Genomic DNA, 21,766 nt, shown 5'->3' with positions numbered 1-21,766 from the left:
GAATAGAGGTTTATCTTGGAAGCAATTGATTTTAACCACAGAGGACCCAGAGAGCACCGAGAAAAAGCAGTTTCGGGAAGCCTCTGGGAACGGATTTTAAATCTGTTTCCAGCTCTCCCGGTAAATAACGCCCCATAGCTTACGCTAAACCGGGCATAATTTCTTCTGTTTTCAATGCTGGCAGGAGGGGCAGAAAAAAGTCGGCCGCCCACCCTGCATTTGCCGCTCGATCAGGCCCCCGCAGCGGGGGCAGGGCTGGTTGGCCCGGCCGTAAACCTTGAGCTGGACCTGGAAGTAACCGGACTCGCCGGCGGCGTTGGCAAAGTCGGCAATGGTGGTGCCGCCGGCGGCAATGGCCTTTTTGAGGATCTGGCGGGCGGCGACCACGATCCGCTGGCAGGCGGCCCGGCTGAGTTCCCCCGCCGGGGCGAAGGGGCTGACCCGGGCCGCGAACAGGGTTTCATTGGCGTAAATATTGCCGATCCCCACCACGGCCCGGTTGTCCATCAGCAGATTTTTGATTGGGGTCCGGCGGTCGCGGCAATAGTCGGCCAGGTAGGCCGAGCTGAAGGCCTTGGCGTCCAGGGGTTCGGGCCCGAGGCCGGCCAGCAGCGGCGGAGCGGCCGCCTCGGCGGGGGGCGCCACCGCCACCAGGCCGAAGCGGCGACAGTCGTTGAAGCGGATTTCCTCCGTCCCCGCTTCACCCCGGTCCAGGCGGAAGCAGAGGTGGTCATGCTTGCGTCGAGGCTCCAGGGCCGCGGCCGGGTAGATCTTGCCGGTCATTCCCAGGTGCAGCAGCACCAGGGCCCCATTGTCCAGGTGCCAGAGGAGATACTTGGCCCGCCGCCCCACCTTGGCCACCTTCGCCCCGCAGGCCCAGCGGCCCAGGGCGGTCATCGGCACCGGCGCCCGCAGAGGCAGGCCGCTGGCTTCAATCTCGGCGATCCGGCGGCCCACCAGCAAGCGCTCCAGGCCCCGGCGCACCACTTCCACTTCCGGCAGTTCAGGCATTGGCGACTCACGGTTAAGTTATTGCGCAGCTCGCAGCAAGATATGGACTCGGCTTATGTTTGTCAATGCTGCCTAGAGGTAAAGGAGTTTAGGAACGGGTCTCAAAAAAGATCTATCCAATGCTAGGATTTTCTCTTGACCCCCATACGAATATTCGTTAAACAAGCGGAGCGAATTTGTTCGACGGTTGAACGCATGTTCACCCGAATGGCGGTAGCCCGCCCTGCCAACCCCTTTTCTATAATAAAGTTACCTCCTTGGACATCAACACCCGATACCGATTGCTCAAGCTCCTCGATGAGCAGCCCCACTGGAGCCAGCGTGAGCTTGCCCGGGCCATGGGAATTTCCCTGGGTAAAACCAACTTCTGCCTCCAGGCCCTGATCAAGGTGGGGCTGGTAAAGGCCAGAAATTTTCGCAATGCCCAAAATAAATCAGCCTATCTCTACAAGCTGACCCCGGGCGGCATCGAGGAGAAGGCCCGGGTCACCCGCAGTTTTCTCCAGCGCAAAATGGAAGAATATGAAAATATTCGCCGGGAGATCAAGGAACTACAGGAAGCAATCAAGCGCAGTGAAGAAAAATAATCAGCCTGAACGGCTTTGGTGCCCCCATATCGGGTAAGAGGACAGGATGGAAGATAAAAAAGCAAATGCGCCCGTGATTGCTCCAGGGTTATCCCCCTGTTGCTACCAGCAACCAGGGGGGTATAAAGACAGCGAAATCAGTTTAGTGGACCTCTGGCTGGTGCTGGTGCGTCAATGGAGGTGGATAGCCGGGGTTACGGCCCTGGTTGTTGCAGTTGCCGGGGTTTATCTGTTACTGGCCACGCCGATCTATGAGGCGGAAGCGGTTTTGCTGCCGCCGGAGGACAGGCATGTACAGGCTTTGAATATTCCCGGCATCAACGTGATTACCCACGAAACGGCGCCAAAGGAAAGAGAAAAAATTTATAAGGAATTCGTCAGCAATCTCAGGGGCGGTTCTCTGCGGCGGCAGTTTTTTACCGAAAATAATCTATTCGCGGTTCTGGGCGGTAACAGAGGGTATTCCGAGGAATTGGTCTTTCGCCGAAAATTCCATGAAGCCTTACAGATCAGGGAAGAAAACAGGGATCAGCCCGGGTTTGTTTTTGTGACCTTGCGGGGGGAAAATTCTGAACTGATTGCCGGCCTGGTCAATGAGTATATTCAGCTGGCCGCCCGGAGTACCGTTGACAAGTATGTGGATGGGATCAGAACAAAAATAGTCAACGAAAAAGAGACCTTGCAGGAGCAGATCCGCATCGAGCGGGAATTTGCCCGCCAGCGCCGCCTGGACAAGGTCGCCCTCCTGGATGAGGAAATATCAATTGCCCGTGAGCTGAATATCATTGATCGGGATGACGCACCTTTACGAACCCTGGAAAGCAGTAATTTTGGAGTTGCCGTATCAACCACCGAGGAGCCGCTTTATTTGCGGGGAGTAAGAGACCTGACCGCCGAAATGCAAGCCCTCAAGCAACGAGAGAACGATGATCCCTTCATCCCCGGCCTGCGGGATAAACAAGCCAAGTTGGATTTGCTGGAAAGCGGTTTACGTATGTTGCAAACCGCTCGAGCCGAACTTTTGCCCGCCCGTTTGGATCAACAGGCAGTTTCCCCTGAAAAACCAGCGCAACCCCAAAAGATGCTGGTTTTGGCCTTGAGTCTGGTTTTGGGCGGGGTACTGGGGGTTTTGGTCGCTGCTTTCCAAGAGTTTCTCAGCAAAGTCAGGAGCACTGAGTAGCGTTATATGACTAGCAGTGCAATAAAAGCCTTTCAGTCTATTTCGGTGCTGTGGATTGGCACCATGGCTGGAGCGGGTTTGGCTTTCGCAACGCAGGTTGTCCTCGCCCGGGTTTTGGGGGTGGAGCAGTTCGGAGCTTTCTCTGCAGCATTGGCTATGGTTACTCTGGTTGCTCCTTTGGCTGGGTTTGGTGTAGCGGGATATTGGCTCAACGCATTCGGCCGCGAGGGTTGGAGAGCGCGGCGTTGGTTGCCGAGTTCATTCAGGTTCCTGGTGTTCAGCACCTTGCTGGTCCTTAGTCTGATACTATTATGGGCTTGGTTTGGTCCCCATGATGAAACCACTGTCTGGCTGCTCACGATATTAGCTCTTCATGCTCTAGGCCAAGCCGCTATTGAGCTGACCAGCGCCAAATATCAGCTTGAAGGGCGGCATTTACGCTTAGCAACCTGGCAGTTCTTGCCACATCTGGGGCGTTTTGTTTTGGTTGTTTTGTTTTTGTACCTGGTTGGAACCGAACACCTGGCAACATCGCACGCAGCTATTGTTTACGCCATTGTTGCTGTTACGATGTTGATGTTTGGAGCCTGGCAACTTTCTCTAATGGCCCGTGGCCGGGTGGAATTGGAAGGTCACAGTCCGTTGCTTCCTGAAGTCAAACCCGAGACTTTGGAAATCCCCGGCTCTCTCGATGTCGTGTCAGCATCGTGGCCGTTTGGCCTGGCCGGGATTTTCTACATCATCTACTTCCAGAGCGATTTAATATTACTCAAGTACCTTGCTGGAGAGTCGGCGGTGGGAATATACAATGTGGCCTTCGTGGTAATGACCGCCGTTTATCTGTTCCCGAGTGTAGTGTATCAAAAATTTTTGCTACCACGCTTTCACCGCTGGGCTCACCACGATGTGGATAAGCTGCGTCAAGCTTACCGAAAGGGCAATTTAGCAATGCTGGTTCTAGGAGTGGCCGCGATGTTGCTACTTTGGGTGCTTGCACCACAAATGTTGCCTTGGTTGTTCGGAGAACAATATCTTGCTGCAATCTCGTTGTTAATTATTTTAGCTGTCGCTATACCATTCCGGTTTGTTGCATCCGGTGCAGGGGCTGTACTCACCACGAGAAACTACATTAGAACTAAGGTGCTTCTCATGGGAACTGCTGCTGTGTTTAACGTGGTGCTTAATCTACTGCTAATTCCGTTTTATGGGGCCAAAGGGGCGGCCATTGCGACTGTGATTACTGAATTCACAGTTTTATTGATGTATTACGGATATTCTACGTCATGCCTCAGGCAGATAATATATAATCATGAAAGCATATAATACTGTGGATCACATTATCTTATCAGCATCTATTTTTGGTGAATATACATCGTGTTATTCAAAAAGAGTAAGGGTCGTAAATGAAATTAAAAAGTACTTAGATAGTCTTTTTGATAATGGAAAAAACACAATTTTGCTGCACGGAAGTTATTCAACCGGAATTATTACAAACTTTAGCGATATCGACATAGTAATAATTTCCTCAAGCGAAAAACCAAAAAAAAGTAACGACATACATTGTGCTGATATAGCACGAAAATTATCTCTGTATATCCATAAAATTGATCCTTTAATGCATCATTGCGTAGATATTATTTCTGATAAATACTTTCATGAATATGATGAGTCAGTCCTGCCTGTTGATACCCTTAAGAAATCAGTGATTTTAAAAGGTGATCCGAATTTATATATTAGTACGAATAAAAAATTAAGTATTAATAATGCTTATAATAAACTTATTAATACATGTAATTCTGTTCTGTTGTGCAATAATAATCTTGTGAGTAGAACTCCATATAAACTTAAGTGCGTTATTTCTGTTGTATTGTTAATACCAATCCTTTTTATTGAGGCAATAGATGGTATTTTCTTGTACAAAAGGGAAGCTTTGAAACTATTTGAAGAAAAATACAACAAATTTTTTCCCTTAAGGGCTTTGGGTGAAGCAAGTCGTATGCGTGAGGAATGGAAAACAAATTGTATTTCTTTTGCCATTAGACGTTCACTTTTTCCAGTGGAGAATTTTGTTAGGTCGCCATTGTGGCTTCAGCGCATTTCGGGAGTCTTTTTTCCAATGAACGTTGATGATTATCAGGATTTTATGCGTCAAGTACAATCATTTGCAAATTCTGTAAAGTGTTATGCGGAAAGTAACTTTAAGCGATTATAGAAAAATAATTGAGCAATATCGGGAAATTGCGTTAAAAAATGGCGCGATAGATGTGGTGCAATGCGGTAGCGTAGATAATCCTGGTGTGTCAGATATTGACTGCATAGTTGTGGTGAGAGAGTGGGTTGAGGCTAATCGCGGGTTGATTTTTTATAACCCTGAAATCTTGTCTGTTTTATTCACACATGGTCCATTTATATGTACTAAAGACCTTCTGGGTGATCTGTTTAAATATACAACATTACGAGCTCTTGGTTCGTCTAGGTCGGAATATTTAACATTCTTTGATGAAGAAAAGTCCAAAATTATTATTGCTGCTCGTCAAGTGCGTTCGTGGTTACATTTTGATCGAATACTAAACTCTAATTTTAGCGATAGATCTATCCTTCTTATATTGAAAAGTGTTCTATATTCCCTGGATGAATGTAAGATTTACTTTAATTATAACAGTAATTATATTGCTACTATAACTAGTATTAAGAATAAATTGAATATTATTAGGAGCAGCGCTACGGAGGATGGTATCATTGATAATTTTGAGTTGCATAATCTAATTATTGAGTGCAAGTTAATGTTGTCGTTAGCCGGTGAGCAAATGGCATTGTGGGTTGCGTTTGCCACTAAAATAAAAAATAGTAATAAACATTATGTGATGAATGAATTCCTTAATATATTAGCTGGAAACTCGAAGTTTGATTCGATTAGTCCTGAAATTGAAAACGAAATTATCATGATGAGGAATTTTCGTGCTAAAATTATGGGTGGTTATTCGGCATCTGGAGCGATATGGAAAGGGGCTGAATTCCCTTTTCATATTGATTGTTCAAATTTACTTGGCTATCGAATTTGGTTTCGTCGCTATATAAAGAAAATCGTTGTCCCAATGATAAGACTTATGAGAAAAGTGCATGCCTGAGGTTACTGTTGTCATTCCGTGTTATTGTTGTGTCAAAACGATCGAAAGAGCCGTGGCTTCAGTTTATACGCAGACGCTGCGTCCCGCGGAAATAATTTTGGTTGATGATTGTAGTTTTGATAAGACGCTTGATAAGCTTCGAGAGATCAAGGAGTATTATCCGCCGGGCTGGGTAAAGGTAATCGAACTGCCACGAAATGTAGGCCCTGGCGAGGCGCGTAATGCTGGATGGGAGGCGGCCACTCACCCCTATATCGCCTTTCTTGATGCTGATGACAGCTGGCATACACAAAAGATTGAAATCCAATATGGCTGGATGAGTGAACATCCCGAGGTTAGCCTTACCGGTCATGCATTCAGACAAATACATGCTGACAGGGAGAGAGCGGTGTGCGTCAATTTCAAGAGGGAAAATGCCTTCTTCACTCCAGTTTTTAAACGTCAACTACTGTTATCAAACTATTTCTCTACACCAACTGTAATGATGCGACGTGATTTGCCCATGCGATTTGCTAAAGGTAAAAGATTCTGTGAAGATTATTTGCTTTGGTGCGAAATTTGCTGTGCCAAATTGTCATGTTATTACTGTGAATTGCCACTTACTTATTTATACAAAGATGCCTACGGAGCGGGCGGGCTTAGTGGCGACCTGAGGAAGATGCAAAATGGTGAATTGGAAGTGTACCGGCGGTTATATCAGGATAAATGCTATGGAATGTGGTCGTTTTTGTTTCTTGCGTCCTTTTCACACTTAAAATACTTTCGTCGAATTTTAAAAACTAAATTTTTCAGGTCTGGTGCCCTGTGATTTATTTGTTTGGATGGGGAGCCCTTTATTGGGCGTTTGTTGTTTCTGCGCTTGTAAATTACCGGGGCAAATTACTTTCCGTTCTTGCCTTGTTGTTCATCGCCACTATCTCGATATTGCGTGGAAATGTGGGGACCGATACTGTTAATTATGAACACATGCTTCTCTCAATTGTTGATACGGGGGGGGGTGGTGGAATTGAGCCTGGTTTTATGGTAATGGGCTGGGCCATGATTAAATTTTGGGGATCTGTTGAAGTTGCTGTTCGATCAATTTCATTGATTTTTTTCGTGCTTGTAATTGTTTTTATACTTCGCGCGGATCAAAATGAATCTTTTTTTTTAATGGCATATTTCGCGCCAGCCTTCGCTTACCAGTATAGCATGAACGCCTTGCGGATAGGCCTTGCCTCTTTAATATTGATAATAGCTGTTCAAGAAATTCGCAGGAGAGGAAGTTATAGGGGAATATTGATAGCAATGTCTTCATTGTTCTTTCATTATTCTGCTTTTATTTCAATATTATTTGTTTTTATTTCGCAGCGCCAATGGATACGGATGTCAAATTTTTTCTTGTTGATAGTTGCCACAATTATAGCGATAATTATGTATTATGCTAATTTGGATTATTTCAGCTCAAAAATTATTGCTTATGAAGCAATGTCTTCACCATCTGTTGTTTCCGGCCTAAGCAAAATTATTGTGATTTTTATAATAATTTTGGGCATTTTTTTCTCCTCACTTCCAGATGAAGAAAAAATAAAAATAATTATACCAGCTCTTTTGTTTGTCATGCTTTTTGGGGTGATGGCAAGTTTTACATACGCTGGATTAAGATTTCTGGATTTGGTTTCATTTGCTTTGCCGGTTGCTGTTTTAGCGACTTACTCGAGGTTGGGCCGACTATTTGACAAACAGGTAGTGTTAGCTCTTTTTTTGGGCGGAGCAATTTCCGCAGTGGGTGTTTATCGGGGGTTTATTCTTGAATTCGGGCAAGGAAAATCCCCGTTTTTGCCGTATGAGTTTCTCGATTTTCTGACATTTTAGGTTTGTTTGCACGAGGTGCGCAGATGAAAGTCTTTGTTTTTGGTGCAACTGGTTTCCTTGGCCGCGCTTTAGTGCAAAAAATGATCACGAGCGGTTCGGCAGTTTCAGTACTGACAAGGAACCCGTCCCGGATTAATTCATTTTGGGGGAATAGTGTTGCGGTCCACGTCGGTGATATGAGTGCAGGTAAGCATCCGAAATTATCAGAATATGATGTGGTTATTAATTGCGCTGGTGAAACAAAAGATGAGCGGTTGATGAGACAGCTACATGTTGAGGCGACAAAGAAGACTTTAGAGAATCTCAGGTCTGGAGATAACACACAATGGATCCAAGTTAGCAGTGTCGGAGTTTATGGGCCTCAAAACTCAGGAGTAATAAAAGAGGATTATCCCTTCAATCCTGTCGGGGAATATGAAATAACCAAGGCGGAAGGGGAGATAGTTGTTCATGAATTTTGTGAGAATAACAATATTCCTTATACTATAATTCGCCCGTCAAATATTTTCGGAAATGGTATGACCAACCAATCATTAGCCCAACTGGTACGGATGATAAGCCGGAACCTGTTTTTTTATATTGGTAATCCACTGAATTACAAGATGAATTATGTGCACGTTGATGATGTGGTGGCTGCGATTATTTTATGCATGAAAAATCCCGCTGCTATAAATCAAGATTTCATCGTTTCAGATGTTATGGATCAATATTCTTTCGTTAATTTAGTTAAAAGCGAGACGGGTGGAGGATGGGCCTGGACGCCGGTAATCCCTAAATATTTAGCGAGAAAATTGAGCTTACTCGCGAAAATTAATCCTAAATTCCCCCTTTCCTCTGGACGCCTGGCCGCATTAACGAATCGAGCGGTTTATTCCACTGACAAAATAAGGGATCAGTTAGCTTTTACGCCGATAGTTGGTATACGGGAGGGTCTTCGTCAATACTGCAGGAACCTGGCGCTATAAAAAATTGTAGAATATGCGGACATGCTCCACATTTATTTCCAGCTTGGATACCGGATCGGAAATTGGATAATGCTGATTTTTCGATATATTAATAGCTTTTTATTTACCTTTCTAGCCAATTTTATTGTGAAACCAAGGCCGACGCCAGGGAGGGGGTCTCCTGAATGAATGATTTAAGCGTCGCCAGGGTTTCAACGGTTAAGTTTTTTATTTTTACCCAGCTCGGGTCTCAACTTGAATCTATTAGAGCATCAGGAGCCAATCTGACAGTTATTACCAGTGACGATGATAACCTTGTTGATGATTCTGTAGATTTTGATAAGTTTAATTTTATTCCTGTCCATATACCCAGAAATATAAACTTATTGGCCGATTTTCGGGCATTGCTGGCGCTTGTCCGTGTCTTCAAAGCCAACAAATTTGATATTGTACATTCAACTACCCCCAAAGCAGGATTGTTATGTGCGATTGCCGGGAAAATTGCAGGGATAAAAGTCCGCTTGCATACTTTTACCGGCCAACCTTGGGCAACCAAGTCTGGACCTGAACAACTTATTCTAAAGTGGTGCGATAAAATAATCGGCCACCTTAACACCCGCTGTTACGCAGATAGTTTCAGCCAGAAAAAATTTTTGGTCGATAGCCATATAATGCCCAATTACAAACTCCATGTTTTGGGTGAGGGATCTTTGGCAGGTGTCGATCTACAACGCTTTAATCCCTGCCGTTACAAGAAGGAAGATAATGATCGACTCAAAGCAGAGTTAGACGTCCCGCAAAGCAGTTTTATAATATTATTTGTGGGAAGGGTAACACGCGAGAAAGGAGTTTTTGAGCTTATTCAGGCCTTTAGCGAGATAATCAATCGTGGAGTGGATGCCTATTTGGTTTTTGTTGGCCCTTTCGAAATTGATGCTCAGCAGTGTCTTGATTCCCTGAAAGGGAACAATGTGATGCAACGCATGCGCATTGTTGGTTTTTCACGTGAACCCGAAAAATATATGTCCATTTCTGACGTGTTATGTTTGCCTAGCTATCGAGAGGGTTTTGGGACCGTGGTGATTGAGGCGGCGGCAATGGGGGTGCCAACGATAGGAACTGATATTTACGGTCTTTCTGATGCTGTTGTTAACGGTGAAACTGGCATTCTTGTCCCTGTGCGCGACTATAAGGCCTTGGCTTTGGCTATGACTTCCCTTGCCGTTGATGCCACGCTGCGGGCTGAAATGGGGATAAATGCCCGCAAAAGGGTATTGGATAAATTTGACAGCCGTACCATGGGCCATCTCTTGATGCAGGAGTACAAAAATCTTATGGCTGACTTTACCCTTTCTGGTGGCTTGGAAGGCGAGAATTTATGATATTGGTTACCGGTGGCACCGGCTTTATTGGTAGTGCTTTGGTTAATCGATTGGCATCTATGGGTGAGCAGATATTATACACTACTCGTAAGGCTTATCAGCCGCCTGCATTTAAACACCAAACCAGCCTTATAATCCCAACGATTGATGGGCACACTGACTGGACAGGGGCTCTAGATGTTGTCTCATTGGTAATTCATACCGCGGCTCGAGTACATGTGATGTATGATAACGCGGTTGACCCATTGGCCGAATTTCGCAGGGTGAATGTTTCCGGGACCTTGAACTTGGCCCGGCAGGCGGCCGCGTCCGGGGTGCGTCGTTTTGTCTTTATTAGTTCGATCGGGGTCAATGGCAACAGCAATACCCGACCCTTTACCGAAGTGGACGAGCCTCGACCGGTCGAGCCTTACGCTCTTACTAAACTGGAAGCCGAGCAAGGTTTGGCTCGGCTGGCGGTGGAAACGGGCATGGAAGTGGTCATCATTCGTCCACCCTTGGTTTATGGCCCCAACGCACCCGGGAACTTCGGGGTTTTGCTGCGGTGGCTCACCAAAGGAGTCCCCCTGCCCCTTGGGGCGATTGACAACCGCCGCAGCCTGGTGGGGTTGGGCAATCTGGCGGATTTTATCATTACCTGCCTCGATCATCCCGCTGCCGCCAACCAGACTTTCCTGGTGGCCGACGGCGAGGATCTTTCTACCACCGAGCTGCTCCGCCGTATGGCTGCTGCCCTGGGCCGACCCGCGCGGTTGGTGCCGTTTCCGCAGTCGTTTTTGACAGCCGGGCTCAGAATTATTGGCAAAGGCGCCCTGGCTCAGCGTTTGTGCGGGTCGCTGCAGGTGGATACAGGCAAAGCCCGGACCTTGCTGGGCTGGCGGCCCCCGCTGAGCGTCGATCAAGGCTTGGCTGCCGCTGCCCGCCCTTTTCTTGAGAGTAATCATTGATGAGATTGCCCCTGCTGTTGTTGCTGGTGGCGGTGGTATCGTGGTTGCTGACCGGCCTGATCCGTCGTTATGCCCTGGCCCGCAATTTGCTCGATATTCCCAATGCCCGGAGTTCACACCAGGTTCCCACCCCTCGCGGCGGCGGGTTGGCTATTGTTGGGACTTTTCTTGCCGCCTTGCCGGTTCTGGCTTGGTTTGATTACCTGGCTTGGCCGGTGCTGGTGTGTTTGTTAGGGGCTGGTGCCTGGGTAGCCTTGGTCGGCTGGTGGGACGATCACGGTCATATCCCGGCCCGCTGGCGTTTGCTGGCCCATTTTGCCGGGGCGGCCTGGGTACTGGCCTGGCTGGGGGGACCGCCGTCATTGTCTGTGCTGGGCGTTGCAGTCGAGCTTGGCTGGCTGGGCTATCCATTGGCGGCTCTCTATTTGGTCTGGCTGCTTAATCTTTACAATTTCATGGACGGAATTGACGGCATTGCCGCCATCGAGGCCATTACGGTCTGCCTGGGGGGGGCTTTGGTTCATTGGTTGCTCCTGCCGGGCGAGCCTGGGTGGATTTTACCGTTGCTGCTGGCGGCGGCCGTGGCGGGTTTTTTGGGCTGGAATTTCCCCCCCGCCAGGATATTTATGGGCGATGGCGGCAGCGGTTTTCTGGGGCTGATGCTGGCGGCGCTGTCTCTGCTGGCTGCTCGGTCCGCCCCGGAACTTTTATGGTGCTGGTTGATTCTACTAGGGGTGTTCGTGGTTGATGCCACCTTTACCTTGGCGCGTCGCGTTCTGCGCCGGGAGAAATTCTATGAAGCCCACTGTTCTCATGCCTATCAGCATGCGGCTCGCCGCATCGGCGTCCACCGGCCAGTAAGCCTGGCCGTGGGCCTGATCAACCTGGGCTGGCTGTTGCCGCTGGCCCTCCTGGTTGCCCAGGGGAGCCTGGAGGGCCTGCCGGCGGTTTTGATCGCTTACGGCCCCTTAGTGGGGCTGGCTTTCTACTTTGGCGCTGGAGTTCATAATCAGGGTCCGGCCCGATCCCAAGTCAACGGCAAATGATATTTATGAGGGAGGAAACTCTCCCTCTTCAGAGGTTTGATTATGTTCAGAAAACTTAATTTCTGGATCGTGCTGGGAGCTGATATCTTGCTGCTGGCCGCCGCTCATCTGCTGGCCTACGGTATTCGCTTCGAGTTTGTCCTCAGCCTGCGGGAATGGGCCCAGATTTGGGCGGTGCTGCCTTGGCTGTTGCCTCTGAAAGTCGTCATTTTTTTCTTCTTCGGGCTCTACCGGGGGATGTGGCGCTATACCGGGGTTACCGACCTGCTCAATATTTTGCGGGCCAGTATCGCCACCGGGCTGCTGGTAATGGCCGTGCTTCTGCTGGTTACCCGTTTCGAAGGGTTCTCCCGTTCGGTGTTCGTGCTGGACACCATCCTTACCTTTCTCTTTGTGGCCGGGATCCGTTTCAGCCTGCGGCTTTTTTACCAGGCCCTGCCGACTTTTCGCGATCTGGAAACCAAGGCCGTGCGCCGCAAGCGCCTGCTGCTGGTGGGAGCCGGGGACGCGGCCGAGAAGATTGTTCGTGAAATCATGGATAACCGGGCCTTGCCCTACCAGGTTGTCGGGTTTCTCGACGACAATTCCGCCAAGATCGGTCAGCGGATTCATGGGATTCCGGTGCTGGGGCCGATAGCCGATGTTCGGGGCCAGGTTTGGCGGTCCAAGGCCCAGGAAATTCTGATAGCTATTCCCACCGCCAATCGCGACCAGATGAGCCGGATTGTCGACTTCTGCCGGGGAGCCGGGGTGCCCTTCAAAACCCTGCCGGGCCTGGGGGAGTTGATCAGCGACAAGGTGTCGATCAAGGCGATTCGCGATGTTTCCTACAAGGATCTGCTGGGTCGTAAACCGGTCCGGCTGGAACTGGCCAAGATCGACGATATCCTGGCCAGCCGTACGGTGCTGGTCACCGGGGCCGGCGGTTCCATCGGCTCCGAGCTTTGCCGCCAGATTCTGCGTTTCAACCCCGGCAAGCTGATCCTCTTTGACGCCGGCGAGGAAAACCTTTACCGGATCGAAATGGAAGTCCTCCATGAACGGGGTTTCCGGGACTACGTTACCGTGCTGGGCAAGGTCCAGGACCGGGGACTGCTGACCCATGTCTTCGAGCATTACCGGCCCGAGGTGGTCTTCCATGCCGCCGCGTACAAGCATGTCCCCCTGGTGGAGGCCAATCCCTGGGAGGGGGTTTACAACAACATTTTCGCCTCCAAGCGCCTGATGGAGGTTGCGCTACAGTACGGGGTGGACCGCTTTATCCTGGTTTCCACCGACAAGGCGGTGCGCCCCCCCAATGTGATGGGGGCCAGCAAGCGGCTGACCGAGATCCTCATGCAGGCCTATTGCGGTGAGCCCGGGGGAAACACCCGCTTCATGGCGGTGCGTTTCGGCAACGTGCTGGGCTCCTCCGGCTCGGTGATTCCCCTCTTCAAGCGCCAGATCGAGATGGGCGGGCCGGTGACCGTAACCCACCCCGAGATGACCCGTTACTTCATGTCCATCGAAGAGGCCTCCCAGTTGATTCTCCAGGCCGCGGCCATGGGGGAGGGCGGCGAGATCTTCATCCTGGAGATGGGCACCCCGGTGCGGATCGGCCAGATGGCCCACGATTTGATTCGCCTCTGCGGCAAGGAGCCGGAGGCCGAGATCGAGATCAAGTACATCGGCCTGCGTCCCGGCGAGAAGATGCACGAGGAGCTGATCACCGAAGGGGAGGGCATCGTCCCCACCGACCACGAGAAGATCATGGTCCTGCGGGGCCGGGACGCCTCCCTGGCCGACCTGCGCGAACCCCTGGAGCGCCTCAAGGAATGCGCCCGGCGCCACGACGCGGCCGGCATCAAGGCCGAACTGCATAAAGTAATCCCCGAATACACCCCCCGCGATACCACCAGCATTTTGTCATGACCTAGAGGGGATGGACTTGAAATCTGCCCCCGGTAATTGGTCGGGCCGGCTGCCGCTAAGACCCATCGGGGCTTGCGGCAACCGGCCTTTTTTTTTGCAATCAGGCGGCGGGTGGGGTAACAAGTTGGGATGGCAAGCTCAGACGACATAAGCCCGCCGGGAGCGGACGGGCGGGCCTGGTACGCGGTGCGGACCAAGCCCCACAAGGAGCGGATAGCCGTGGCCAATTACCGCAACCAGGGGTTGGTGGTTTATCTGCCCCTGATGCGGACGGTGCGCAAGCACGCCCGTCGCCGCGAGGAGGTTCTGCGGCCGGTTTTTCCCGGCTACCTCTTTCTCCACCTGGCCCCGGCCGAGCGCAACTGGACGGCGATTTCCTCCACCCGGGGGGTGATCGGGCCGGTTTGTTTCGGGGAGTCGTACGTGCCGGTGCCCGACTGGATTATCGAAGGGTTGCGGGCCAAGGAGGATGAAGCCGGGGTCATCGCCCCGGGCAGCTTTCAGCGGCCCAAGCTGGCCAGCGGCATGGAGGTGGAGGTGGAGCTGGACGGCGGCGGCTCGGCCAAGGGCTTTTTCTGCTCCTTCCACGGCGAAGAAAACGTGGTAATTCTGCTGGAAATCCTCCAGCGCCAGGTCAAAACCACCCTTCCCCTGGACCGGATCAAGCCGGTTTAGGACAAAAGTCGGGCATGAGGGGACAGATTAGCAAGCTGTCCCCGGGATGTTCAAATCTGTCCCTGATTTCCGGGGAGCACAGCCCTGAACCTAAATTTGTTCCAGAGATTGGTTGCTTAAGGCCTGGCTGGCCGCGGCCATGGCTTCCTTGACCAGCGCCGCCCCGCGGATCGGAGGAATGTCGGTGCCCATGATCAGGTCCAAGACCTCGGTGGGGGGAACCTTTTCCAGGTCCGTACCCAGCAGGTAACCGCTGCCCTTGTCATCCTCGCTTACCCAGCGGATCAGGCCGACACCGGCTAAAATTGCCGCCACCTGGTTGATTACCAGTTCCGGCTGGCGCAGTTTCATTGCCAGCCGCGTCGGGTCGCAGACCTGGCGTGCCTTGAAGTCGCGATGGATAACAGAGAGGATGGCGAAGGCCAGGGTCAGCTTGTTGACCGGAGAAATATCGGTGTCGTCCAGCCGGTAGCTGCGACGGGCCTGGACGGCAAAGGCCATTTCCGCCCCGGACAGAAAGATGATCCAGCACAACTGCAGCCAGATCAGAAAAAGGGGCAGGGTGGCGAAGGAACCGTAAATAGCGTTGTAGCGGGCCACTCCGATCTGCAGCTTGAGATAAATACTTTGGATAATCAGCCAGGCCAACGCCCCGAAAAGACCGCCGATCAGGGCCGGGGTTATCTTGACCCGGGTGTTGGGGAGAAAACGGTAGAGGACGGTGAAGGTCAGGGTCAGCAGGAGCAGCGGCATCAGGCTGATGAAAAACTGCTCTATGCCGCCTACCGGCAGGAAGATCTGCAGGCGTTCCTGCAAGGCCTCGCTTTGCAGGGTGGCCTCGGTGGCCAGAGTCAAGTTGATCGCCAGGGGCAGCAGGATCATCATGGACAAGTAATCCATGACCCGGCGGCCCATGGGCCGACTGCCGGCGGTGTGCCAGATGGCGTTCATCGAACGTTCGATGCTGCCTAAAACAAAAACCACCGCCATCACCAGGCCGACGACCCCGAAGGCGCCCAGAGTGGTGAAATCGGTGCGATCGACATAGTCGAAGATCTGGTCGATGGCCTGGCGCAGGTGCATGGCGCTGGTCTGTTCCAGCCGGGGAGCTTCTTCGGCCGGCGGGGCGGGCGGCTCCTGGTCGGGTTCGGATGTCGCGGGGGCGGAGATTCCCTCGCCATTGTCGGGAATCTCCAGAGGCTTGGTTACGGGCGGGGGGGAATCCTGGGCCACAGATGGGCGAGGGATTTCGGAGGAATCTCTCCAGAGGATGGTGGGCGATTCCATCTGGTCGACGAAACGGTGGGCCGCGTGGCGCATCTGGTCCCCGGCCCCCAACCCCTTGAGCACGGCGGTGCCCAGGGCCAGGGTGGGGACCAGGGAAAGGATGATGGTAAAGGTCAGAGCGCTGGCCCGCAGGGGAATCCGGTCCCGGTCGAATTCCCGGCCGAAAATCAGCAGCACCCGCAAGAAATCGCGCAGCCAGCGTTGCCACAAGGGGTCGGCGGCGACCGAGTTCTGCCAGATCCAAGTCTGGAGCCGCTCATGCTGCCGGCGCAGCCAGGCCAGGGGTGACTCGCTGAATTTCAAACCGGATTTCCTCTCATCGCCCGCCTTCTTCCCAAACTGTATGGCCCCACAAGCAAAACAACCTGATTCGAATCGAGTCAACGCAACCCAGCCCGTCGGCAATCATGCTTGCACAAACCCGTAAACGTTCGGCAGTGCCGTCTATTTGGGCAAGCAGCCTGCGCGGCTATACTTTGGTATGCCGCGGAGGCTGATCGCCCAAAGAGGCGGTGCTGCCGGACGTTTACGATTCAGATGGCTTCGGGGCCCCGCTCTCCGGTGCGCACCCGGATCACTTCTTCCACCGGCATCACGAATATCTTGCCGTCGCCGATCTTGCCGCTGTTGGCCGCCTCGCGGATGCATTCCACCACCTGGGCTGCCTGGGCCGACTCCACGATCACTTCGATCTTGATCTTGGGGATGAAGTCGACCACGTATTCGGCGCCCCGGTACACCTCGGTGTGGCCCCGCTGGCGCCCGTAACCCTTGACTTCGGTGATGGTCATGCCCTTGATGCCGATCTTGTTCAGGGCATCCTTGACCTTGTCCAGCCTGAAGGGCTTGATGATCGCTTCAATTTTCTTCATGTCCGACTCCCCGGCGGGTCCAAGTTGCAAGGTTTCCCCTGATCCGCGTAAGCTCTTCCCAGACCTTCAATCTTAATGGAGAACCGCGGTAAATAACAAGAAAAAACCGGGCGCGGCAAGCTGCGCCGCCCGGACCTTCGGCCTGTTTTATCCTCCGACCCGCCGGGATGTACAAACGGCTCGTTCTATGGTAATAGTTGGACCCCCCGCGCGGGGGGCGGGTGCAAGGTGGAACGCAGCCAGCCTTGGGACCCGCCAGACCTTTAATCGCCATTAATGCCGTCATTGGCAATCGGACTAAGAAAGGAGCGCTAAGACATGGGACAGACCGTTACGGAAAAGATTCTCGCCGCCCACCTGGTGGAAGGCGAGTTGGTCAAGGGCCGCGAGATCGGGATTCGCATCGACCAGACTTTAACCCAGGATGCCACCGGCACCATGGCCTACCTGGAATTCGAGGCCATCGGCATTCCCCGGGTGAAGACCGAGCTGTCGGTCTGCTATGTCGATCACAACCTGATCCAATCCGATTTCCGCAACGCCGACGACCACCGCTTTCTCCAGTCGGTGGCCCGCAAGTACGGCCTTTATTTCTCCCCGCCGGGCAACGGCATCTCCCACCAGGTTCACCTGGAGCGCTTCGGCCTGCCGGGCAAGACCCTGCTCGGTTCCGACAGCCACACCCCCACCGGCGGCGGCCTGGGCATGCTGGCCATGGGGGCGGGGGGGCTCGATGTCGCCATGGCCATGGCAGGCCGGCCCTTTTACCTGGTGATGCCCCGGATTTACGGGGTCAAACTGACCGGCAAGCTCTCCCCCTGGGTTTCGGCCCGCGATGTCCTGCTGGAGGTGTTGCGCCGGCTGTCGGTCAAGGGCGGGGTCGGCTACGTGATGGAATATTTCGGGCCGGGGGTGGCCGAGCTGTCGGTGACCGACCGGGCTTCGATCACCAATTTCGGGGCTGAATTGGGGGCCACCAGCTCCGTTTTCCCCTCCGACGCCAACACCCGGGCCTTTCTGGAAAGCGAGGGCCGGGCCGAAGGCTGGGTGGAACTGGTCGCCGACCCGGACGCGGTGTACGACGAGGTCATGGAAATCGACCTGGCGGCCCTGGAACCCCTGATCGCCTGTCCCTCCTCGCCGGACAACGTGGTGCCGGTGCGCGAGGTGGCGGGCAAGCCGGTGGCCCAGGTGCTGGTGGGTTCCTGTTCCAACTCGTCCCTGCGCGACCTGATGGTGGTGGCCAAGACCCTGGAAACCCGGGAAGTCAGCCGCGACGTCAGCTTCGAGATCAACCCCGGCAGCCGCCAGGTGTTGGAAAATCTTACCGCCCAGGGCGACATGCTGACCCTGGTCCGGGCCGGGGCCCGGGTCCACCAGGCCGGTTGCCTGGGCTGCATCGGCATGGGCCAGGCGCCGCCCACCGGGGCCATTTCCCTGCGCACCTTCCCCCGCAACTTCCCCGGCCGCAGCGGGACCAAGAACGACCAGGTCTATCTCTGCAGCCCCGAGGTGGCGGTGGCGGCGGCGATCACCGGCAAGATCACCGATCCCCGCGATTTGGGGGCGTATCCCGAATTCAAGCTGCCCGAGCGCTACCTGCCGGGAGATACCCGGATCGAGCCGCCCCTGCCGGACGGCAGTTCGGTGGAGATCATGCGCGGGCCCAATATCGCCCCCTTTCCCGATTTCGCCGCCCCGCCCGCCGAATGGCAGGGCGAGGTGCTGCTCAAGGTGGAAGACAATATCACCACCGACCATATCATGCCCGCCGGGGCCCGGGTGCTGCCTCTGCGCAGCAACGTGCCGGCGATCAGCGAGTTCGTTTACGAGGCGGTGGATCCCGATTTCGTCCAGCGGGCCCGCCAGCGGGGGCCGGGCCTGGTGGTTGGCGGCGACAACTACGGCCAGGGTTCGTCCCGCGAGCATGCCGCCCTGGCTCCGCGCTATCTCGGGGTCGAGGTCAAGCTGGTCAAGAGTTTCGCCCGGATCCACAAGGCCAACCTGATCAACTTCGGCATCATCCCCTTGACCTTCGGCGATCCCGCCGATTATGAGCGGATCGGCCAGGGCGATAAGGTGCGGATTCCCGGCCTGCGCGAGCAGATCGCCGCCGGAGCCGAGACCCTGGAGGTGGAAGTCGGCGAACAGCGCATTCCGGTGCGGCTCGAGGTTTCGCCCCGCCACCGCGAGATTCTTTTGGCGGGCGGGTTGTTGAACTGGGCCTCCCGGCAATAAAGAAAAAAAGGGCTTAGAACCTTACGAAGGCGCCGAGATAGGGGCCGGAGAAGCTGGCGTCGATGAAAACATCGGATTCATCGACCTTGATGTCCAGGTAGCGATAGCCCCCGAAGATGCCGACCAGGGGGACGGGCGAAAATTCGAGCTGGCCGTCGAGGTCGAAGAAGCGGTTGTTGTCGAACTCCAAGTAGCCGACGCGGCCGCTGATCGCCAGCAAATCGGAGATGCCGAGACGGGCCCGGGCGCCCAGGGTGGGGACCGGTACCGTGCCCGATTCCTTTTCGGTGATTCTCAGGCCCGGGGCCGCGGTAGATTCGCCGCTCAGGGTCATGTCGGCCATGACCAGCTTGACGGCGATTTCCGGACCCAGTTGGAGCTTGAAGGGCAGATGGTCGGGGTTGATCAGGAACCAGGTGAGACCCAGGTCGATGAGGTCGATTTCGACGTTGCTGGCGCTCTGGGCGGTGCCGCTGAAAGTGCGGCCGGCGAAGTTGACTTCCCGGTTCAAGCTGCCCTGGCCGCTGAACTCCAGGGGGGTGTAGCTGGCGGTCAGGCGCACGGAGCCGTGCTGCAGCGCTCCTTCGACGAAAAAATCCTTGCTGTCGTCATAGCGGAGGTCGTTTTTCAGGTCGATGGGGGTGCCGGCCAGGTTGGAACCGCTGGCGGCGAAGGTTCCGTCCGGGCTCAGCATCAGGTAGCCGGCCTTGAGCGACAGCCTTTCATCGGCCAAGGCCGCGCCAGCCGAAAAAAAGGTCAACAGGGCAAGCAGCGACAAATAGTGGAAAAAGCGCATGTTCAATCCTCCTGTCAATTAAATGATACCGGTGGGGTTGATTGGGAGATGTTATCAACTTGAAGTTGGACGCACAACTCCTGTTTGCTGCCGGATTGTAAAAAGCTGAAACCCTGACCAAAGGTTGCGAGCCTGGATGACTGATTCTCCTTTGTTCAAGACGCTCCAGCCCCTGGTGCTGGCTTCGGGCTCGCCCCGGCGGCGGCGGATGCTGGCCGAGTTGGGACTGGATTTCACTTTGGCGGTGGCCGATATCGCCGAGGTGGCCCAGCCAGGGGAAAGCCCGGCCGATTTTGCCCGGCGGCTGGCCGGGGAAAAAGCGGCGGCGGTGGCGCTGCGCCATCCCGCAAGCTGGGTGCTGGCCGCCGATACGGTGGTGGCCCGGGCCGGCCGGATTCTGGGCAAGCCCGCCGATCCCGAGGACGCGGCGGCGATGCTGGCGGCATTGAGCGGCCACTGGCACACGGTCTGGACCGGCTTTGCCCTCCGGCGGGGCCGCGATGTCCTGGCTGAGGTGGTGGCCACCGAAGTCCGCTTCGCTGAACTGAGCGAGCCGCTGATCCGGGCCTACGTGGCCACCGGCGAGCCCCTGGACAAGGCCGGGGCCTATGGCATCCAGGGCCGGGGCGGCCTGCTGGTCAGGGAAATCCGGGGCTCCTACAGCAATGTGGTCGGCTTGCCCCTGGCCGAGGTGATCGCCGCTTTGACCGCCCGGGCCATCATCAGTCCGGCCTCTTTGTAATCCCTCCCTTTTTCTCCGCCCCTTCCCGGAGCAGCAAGCCCGGCCGGCAGGACTTCCGGTAAAAATTCACCAAAATAGCCCGCGCTGATCAAGGCGCGGGCTTTTTTGTGCCAGCCGGCCGGGCCGGCCTCCCGCCGACTTGACCGGACTTGGCGAGGCTGATTGCGGCGGCCGGGATTGCGTAAACCTTTGCCTTGTCGTATCTTTCGGGAATATCGATATTTATCGCTTGACCTGGGGGGATTTTGCCGCTAGCATGGCCGGGTTGTCAAACAATCTCTTTTGGGGCCAATTATTTGGGCCGGGGTACCTGACTCCTGAAACCACGGCAGGGCCGGCAGATGCCGGAGGTTGTCCCATGAGCGTCGAGCTTACCATACCGCGGAAATTCAGGGAGCAGCTTGACTGGGAAAGGTTGCTCGCCGACATTTATCGCACCGTCACCGACAGCGATGCCTGGCCGGTTTTCCTCGATCAGCTGGTAAAGGCCACCGCTTCGCGCTCGGCCCGCCTGCTGGTGATGAATCGCGAGGCCACCCGGGTATTTTCCAGCCTCAAGCGCAATATCGACGACAACTGTCATCGGCGCTACGTCGAACATTTCGTCAATACCTGCCCCTGGCGGCCGGAGCTGCGGCAAAAAAAGCCGGGCCGCCTCTATTCGACCTACCTCCACTTCAGTTGCTCCCAGGCCAGTTATTATCGCAGCGAATTTTTCAATGACTGGGCCCGCGCCCAGGATATCCACCATGGCGTTTGCGGCACCATTTTTCAGGATGGGGGCCGGTCGGTCCAGTTGCTGGTCCAGCGCACCTGCGATCAGGGCCACTACACCGAAGCGGAAACCGATTTTTTCAACTTTTTCGTCCCCCACCTGCAGCAGGCGCTGCTGCTCGGGAGCCGGATCACCGCCGACCGGGCTCGTTCCGCGGCCATTGCCCGGGCGGCGGGCGAGGAAACTCTGCCTTTCGTATTGCTGAATCATGACCTGCGGATTGTTTTTGCCAGCCCGGCCGCCGAGTTTTTGCTGGCCACCGCCACCGGGCTGACGGTGCAGGCCGGCCGGCTGGGGCTGGCCGATGAAGGGGCCGATCGCCGGCTCCAGCAATTGAAGCTGCCGTCAAGGCCCTGCTCGACGGTGATCCTGGCCTTTTCCACGACCACCC

The 21,766-nt window shown here is 54.2% G+C and carries 19 protein-coding genes and 1 pseudogene; 16 read left to right on the top strand and 4 right to left on the bottom strand.

What is annotated here, in order from left to right:
* Positions 1–171: 171 nt before the first annotated feature.
* Positions 172–1,011, bottom strand: coding sequence for a bifunctional DNA-formamidopyrimidine glycosylase/DNA-(apurinic or apyrimidinic site) lyase (mutM, locus tag ACHHTY_RS08925; protein WP_395493764.1), 840 nt, complete (start codon positions 1,009–1,011; stop codon positions 172–174).
* Between the two features lie 257 nt (positions 1,012–1,268).
* Here mutM and ACHHTY_RS08920 point away from each other — a divergent pair, with 257 nt between their 5' ends.
* The 13 genes from ACHHTY_RS08920 to ACHHTY_RS08860 all read left to right on the top strand — a co-directional run bounded on the left by ACHHTY_RS08920 (position 1,269) and on the right by ACHHTY_RS08860 (position 14,665).
* On the top strand, positions 1,269–1,598 hold the full coding sequence (locus tag ACHHTY_RS08920; RefSeq protein ID WP_395493763.1) for a MarR family EPS-associated transcriptional regulator: 330 nt from the start codon (positions 1,269–1,271) through the stop codon (positions 1,596–1,598).
* 46 nt (positions 1,599–1,644) lie between these two features.
* The gene (locus tag ACHHTY_RS08915; RefSeq protein WP_395493762.1) at positions 1,645–2,778 is read left to right on the top strand and encodes a Wzz/FepE/Etk N-terminal domain-containing protein; all 1,134 of its coding nucleotides are present in this window, start codon (positions 1,645–1,647) and stop codon (positions 2,776–2,778) included.
* A gap of 6 nt (positions 2,779–2,784) precedes the next feature.
* Positions 2,785–4,101: a flippase gene (locus tag ACHHTY_RS08910; protein WP_395493760.1), complete on the top strand. Its 1,317-nt coding sequence runs from the start codon at positions 2,785–2,787 to the stop codon at positions 4,099–4,101.
* A complete protein-coding gene (locus ACHHTY_RS08905) occupies positions 4,088–4,990 on the top strand; it encodes a nucleotidyltransferase domain-containing protein (protein WP_395493759.1) in 903 nt (300 codons plus the stop codon). Before ACHHTY_RS08910 ends, ACHHTY_RS08905 begins: the two co-directional genes overlap by 14 nt.
* On the top strand, positions 4,962–5,906 hold the full coding sequence (locus ACHHTY_RS08900; RefSeq protein ID WP_395493758.1) for a hypothetical protein: 945 nt from the start codon (positions 4,962–4,964) through the stop codon (positions 5,904–5,906). Before ACHHTY_RS08905 ends, ACHHTY_RS08900 begins: the two co-directional genes overlap by 29 nt.
* Positions 5,899–6,714 carry a glycosyltransferase family 2 protein gene (locus tag ACHHTY_RS08895; RefSeq protein ID WP_395493757.1) on the top strand — a complete coding sequence of 272 codons (816 nt, stop codon included), beginning with the start codon at positions 5,899–5,901 and terminating at the stop codon, positions 6,712–6,714. Before ACHHTY_RS08900 ends, ACHHTY_RS08895 begins: the two co-directional genes overlap by 8 nt.
* Positions 6,711–7,760 (top strand): EpsG family protein, encoded by a 1,050-nt coding sequence (locus ACHHTY_RS08890; protein ID WP_395493756.1) that lies wholly within the window; start codon positions 6,711–6,713, stop codon positions 7,758–7,760. Before ACHHTY_RS08895 ends, ACHHTY_RS08890 begins: the two co-directional genes overlap by 4 nt.
* A 23-nt stretch (positions 7,761–7,783) precedes the next feature.
* Complete coding sequence (locus tag ACHHTY_RS08885; protein ID WP_395493755.1) at positions 7,784–8,725, top strand: NAD-dependent epimerase/dehydratase family protein; 942 nt, start codon at positions 7,784–7,786, stop codon at positions 8,723–8,725.
* A 164-nt stretch (positions 8,726–8,889) separates the two neighbouring features.
* Positions 8,890–10,086, top strand: a complete 1,197-nt coding sequence (locus ACHHTY_RS08880) for a glycosyltransferase family 4 protein (RefSeq protein ID WP_395493754.1) — start codon at positions 8,890–8,892, stop codon at positions 10,084–10,086.
* A complete protein-coding gene (locus ACHHTY_RS08875) occupies positions 10,083–11,033 on the top strand; it encodes a UDP-glucose 4-epimerase family protein (protein ID WP_395493753.1) in 951 nt (316 codons plus the stop codon). The genes ACHHTY_RS08880 and ACHHTY_RS08875 overlap by 4 nt, the downstream gene beginning before the upstream one ends.
* The gene (locus ACHHTY_RS08870) at positions 11,033–12,079 is read left to right on the top strand and encodes an MraY family glycosyltransferase (RefSeq protein WP_395493752.1); all 1,047 of its coding nucleotides are present in this window, start codon (positions 11,033–11,035) and stop codon (positions 12,077–12,079) included. Before ACHHTY_RS08875 ends, ACHHTY_RS08870 begins: the two co-directional genes overlap by 1 nt.
* Positions 12,080–12,121: 42 nt before the next feature.
* Positions 12,122–13,990, top strand: a complete 1,869-nt coding sequence (locus tag ACHHTY_RS08865) for a polysaccharide biosynthesis protein (RefSeq protein ID WP_395493751.1) — start codon at positions 12,122–12,124, stop codon at positions 13,988–13,990.
* A gap of 129 nt (positions 13,991–14,119) precedes the next feature.
* Complete coding sequence (locus ACHHTY_RS08860) at positions 14,120–14,665, top strand: transcriptional activator RfaH (RefSeq protein WP_395493749.1); 546 nt, start codon at positions 14,120–14,122, stop codon at positions 14,663–14,665.
* A 90-nt stretch (positions 14,666–14,755) separates the two neighbouring features.
* Here the strand turns inward: ACHHTY_RS08860 and ACHHTY_RS08855 are convergent, their stop codons facing one another.
* Both ACHHTY_RS08855 and ACHHTY_RS08850 read right to left on the bottom strand, forming a co-directional pair.
* A complete protein-coding gene (locus ACHHTY_RS08855) occupies positions 14,756–16,255 on the bottom strand; it encodes a YihY/virulence factor BrkB family protein (RefSeq protein WP_395493748.1) in 1,500 nt (499 codons plus the stop codon).
* A 230-nt stretch (positions 16,256–16,485) separates the two neighbouring features.
* The gene (locus tag ACHHTY_RS08850; protein WP_395493746.1) at positions 16,486–16,824 is read right to left on the bottom strand and encodes a P-II family nitrogen regulator; all 339 of its coding nucleotides are present in this window, start codon (positions 16,822–16,824) and stop codon (positions 16,486–16,488) included.
* Positions 16,825–17,142: 318 nt separating this feature from the next.
* On the opposite strand from ACHHTY_RS08850, the gene ACHHTY_RS08845 reads away from it, so the two are divergent.
* Complete coding sequence (locus ACHHTY_RS08845; protein WP_395493745.1) at positions 17,143–19,062, top strand: aconitate hydratase; 1,920 nt, start codon at positions 17,143–17,145, stop codon at positions 19,060–19,062.
* Between the two features lie 13 nt (positions 19,063–19,075).
* Here the strand turns inward: ACHHTY_RS08845 and ACHHTY_RS08840 are convergent, their stop codons facing one another.
* Complete coding sequence (locus ACHHTY_RS08840; RefSeq protein WP_395493744.1) at positions 19,076–19,858, bottom strand: porin family protein; 783 nt, start codon at positions 19,856–19,858, stop codon at positions 19,076–19,078.
* A gap of 136 nt (positions 19,859–19,994) precedes the next feature.
* On the opposite strand from ACHHTY_RS08840, the gene ACHHTY_RS08835 reads away from it, so the two are divergent.
* Positions 19,995–20,600: a Maf family protein gene (locus tag ACHHTY_RS08835; protein WP_395493743.1), complete on the top strand. Its 606-nt coding sequence runs from the start codon at positions 19,995–19,997 to the stop codon at positions 20,598–20,600.
* Positions 20,601–20,958: 358 nt separating this feature from the next.
* A pseudogene (locus ACHHTY_RS08830) lies at positions 20,959–21,766 on the top strand (hypothetical protein); the annotation flags it as partial.

Source organism: Desulfurivibrio nitratireducens (genome assembly GCF_044068515.1).
GTDB lineage: Bacteria > Desulfobacterota > Desulfobulbia > Desulfobulbales > Desulfurivibrionaceae > Desulfurivibrio.
This window is presented reverse-complemented; position numbering and strand designations above follow the sequence as displayed.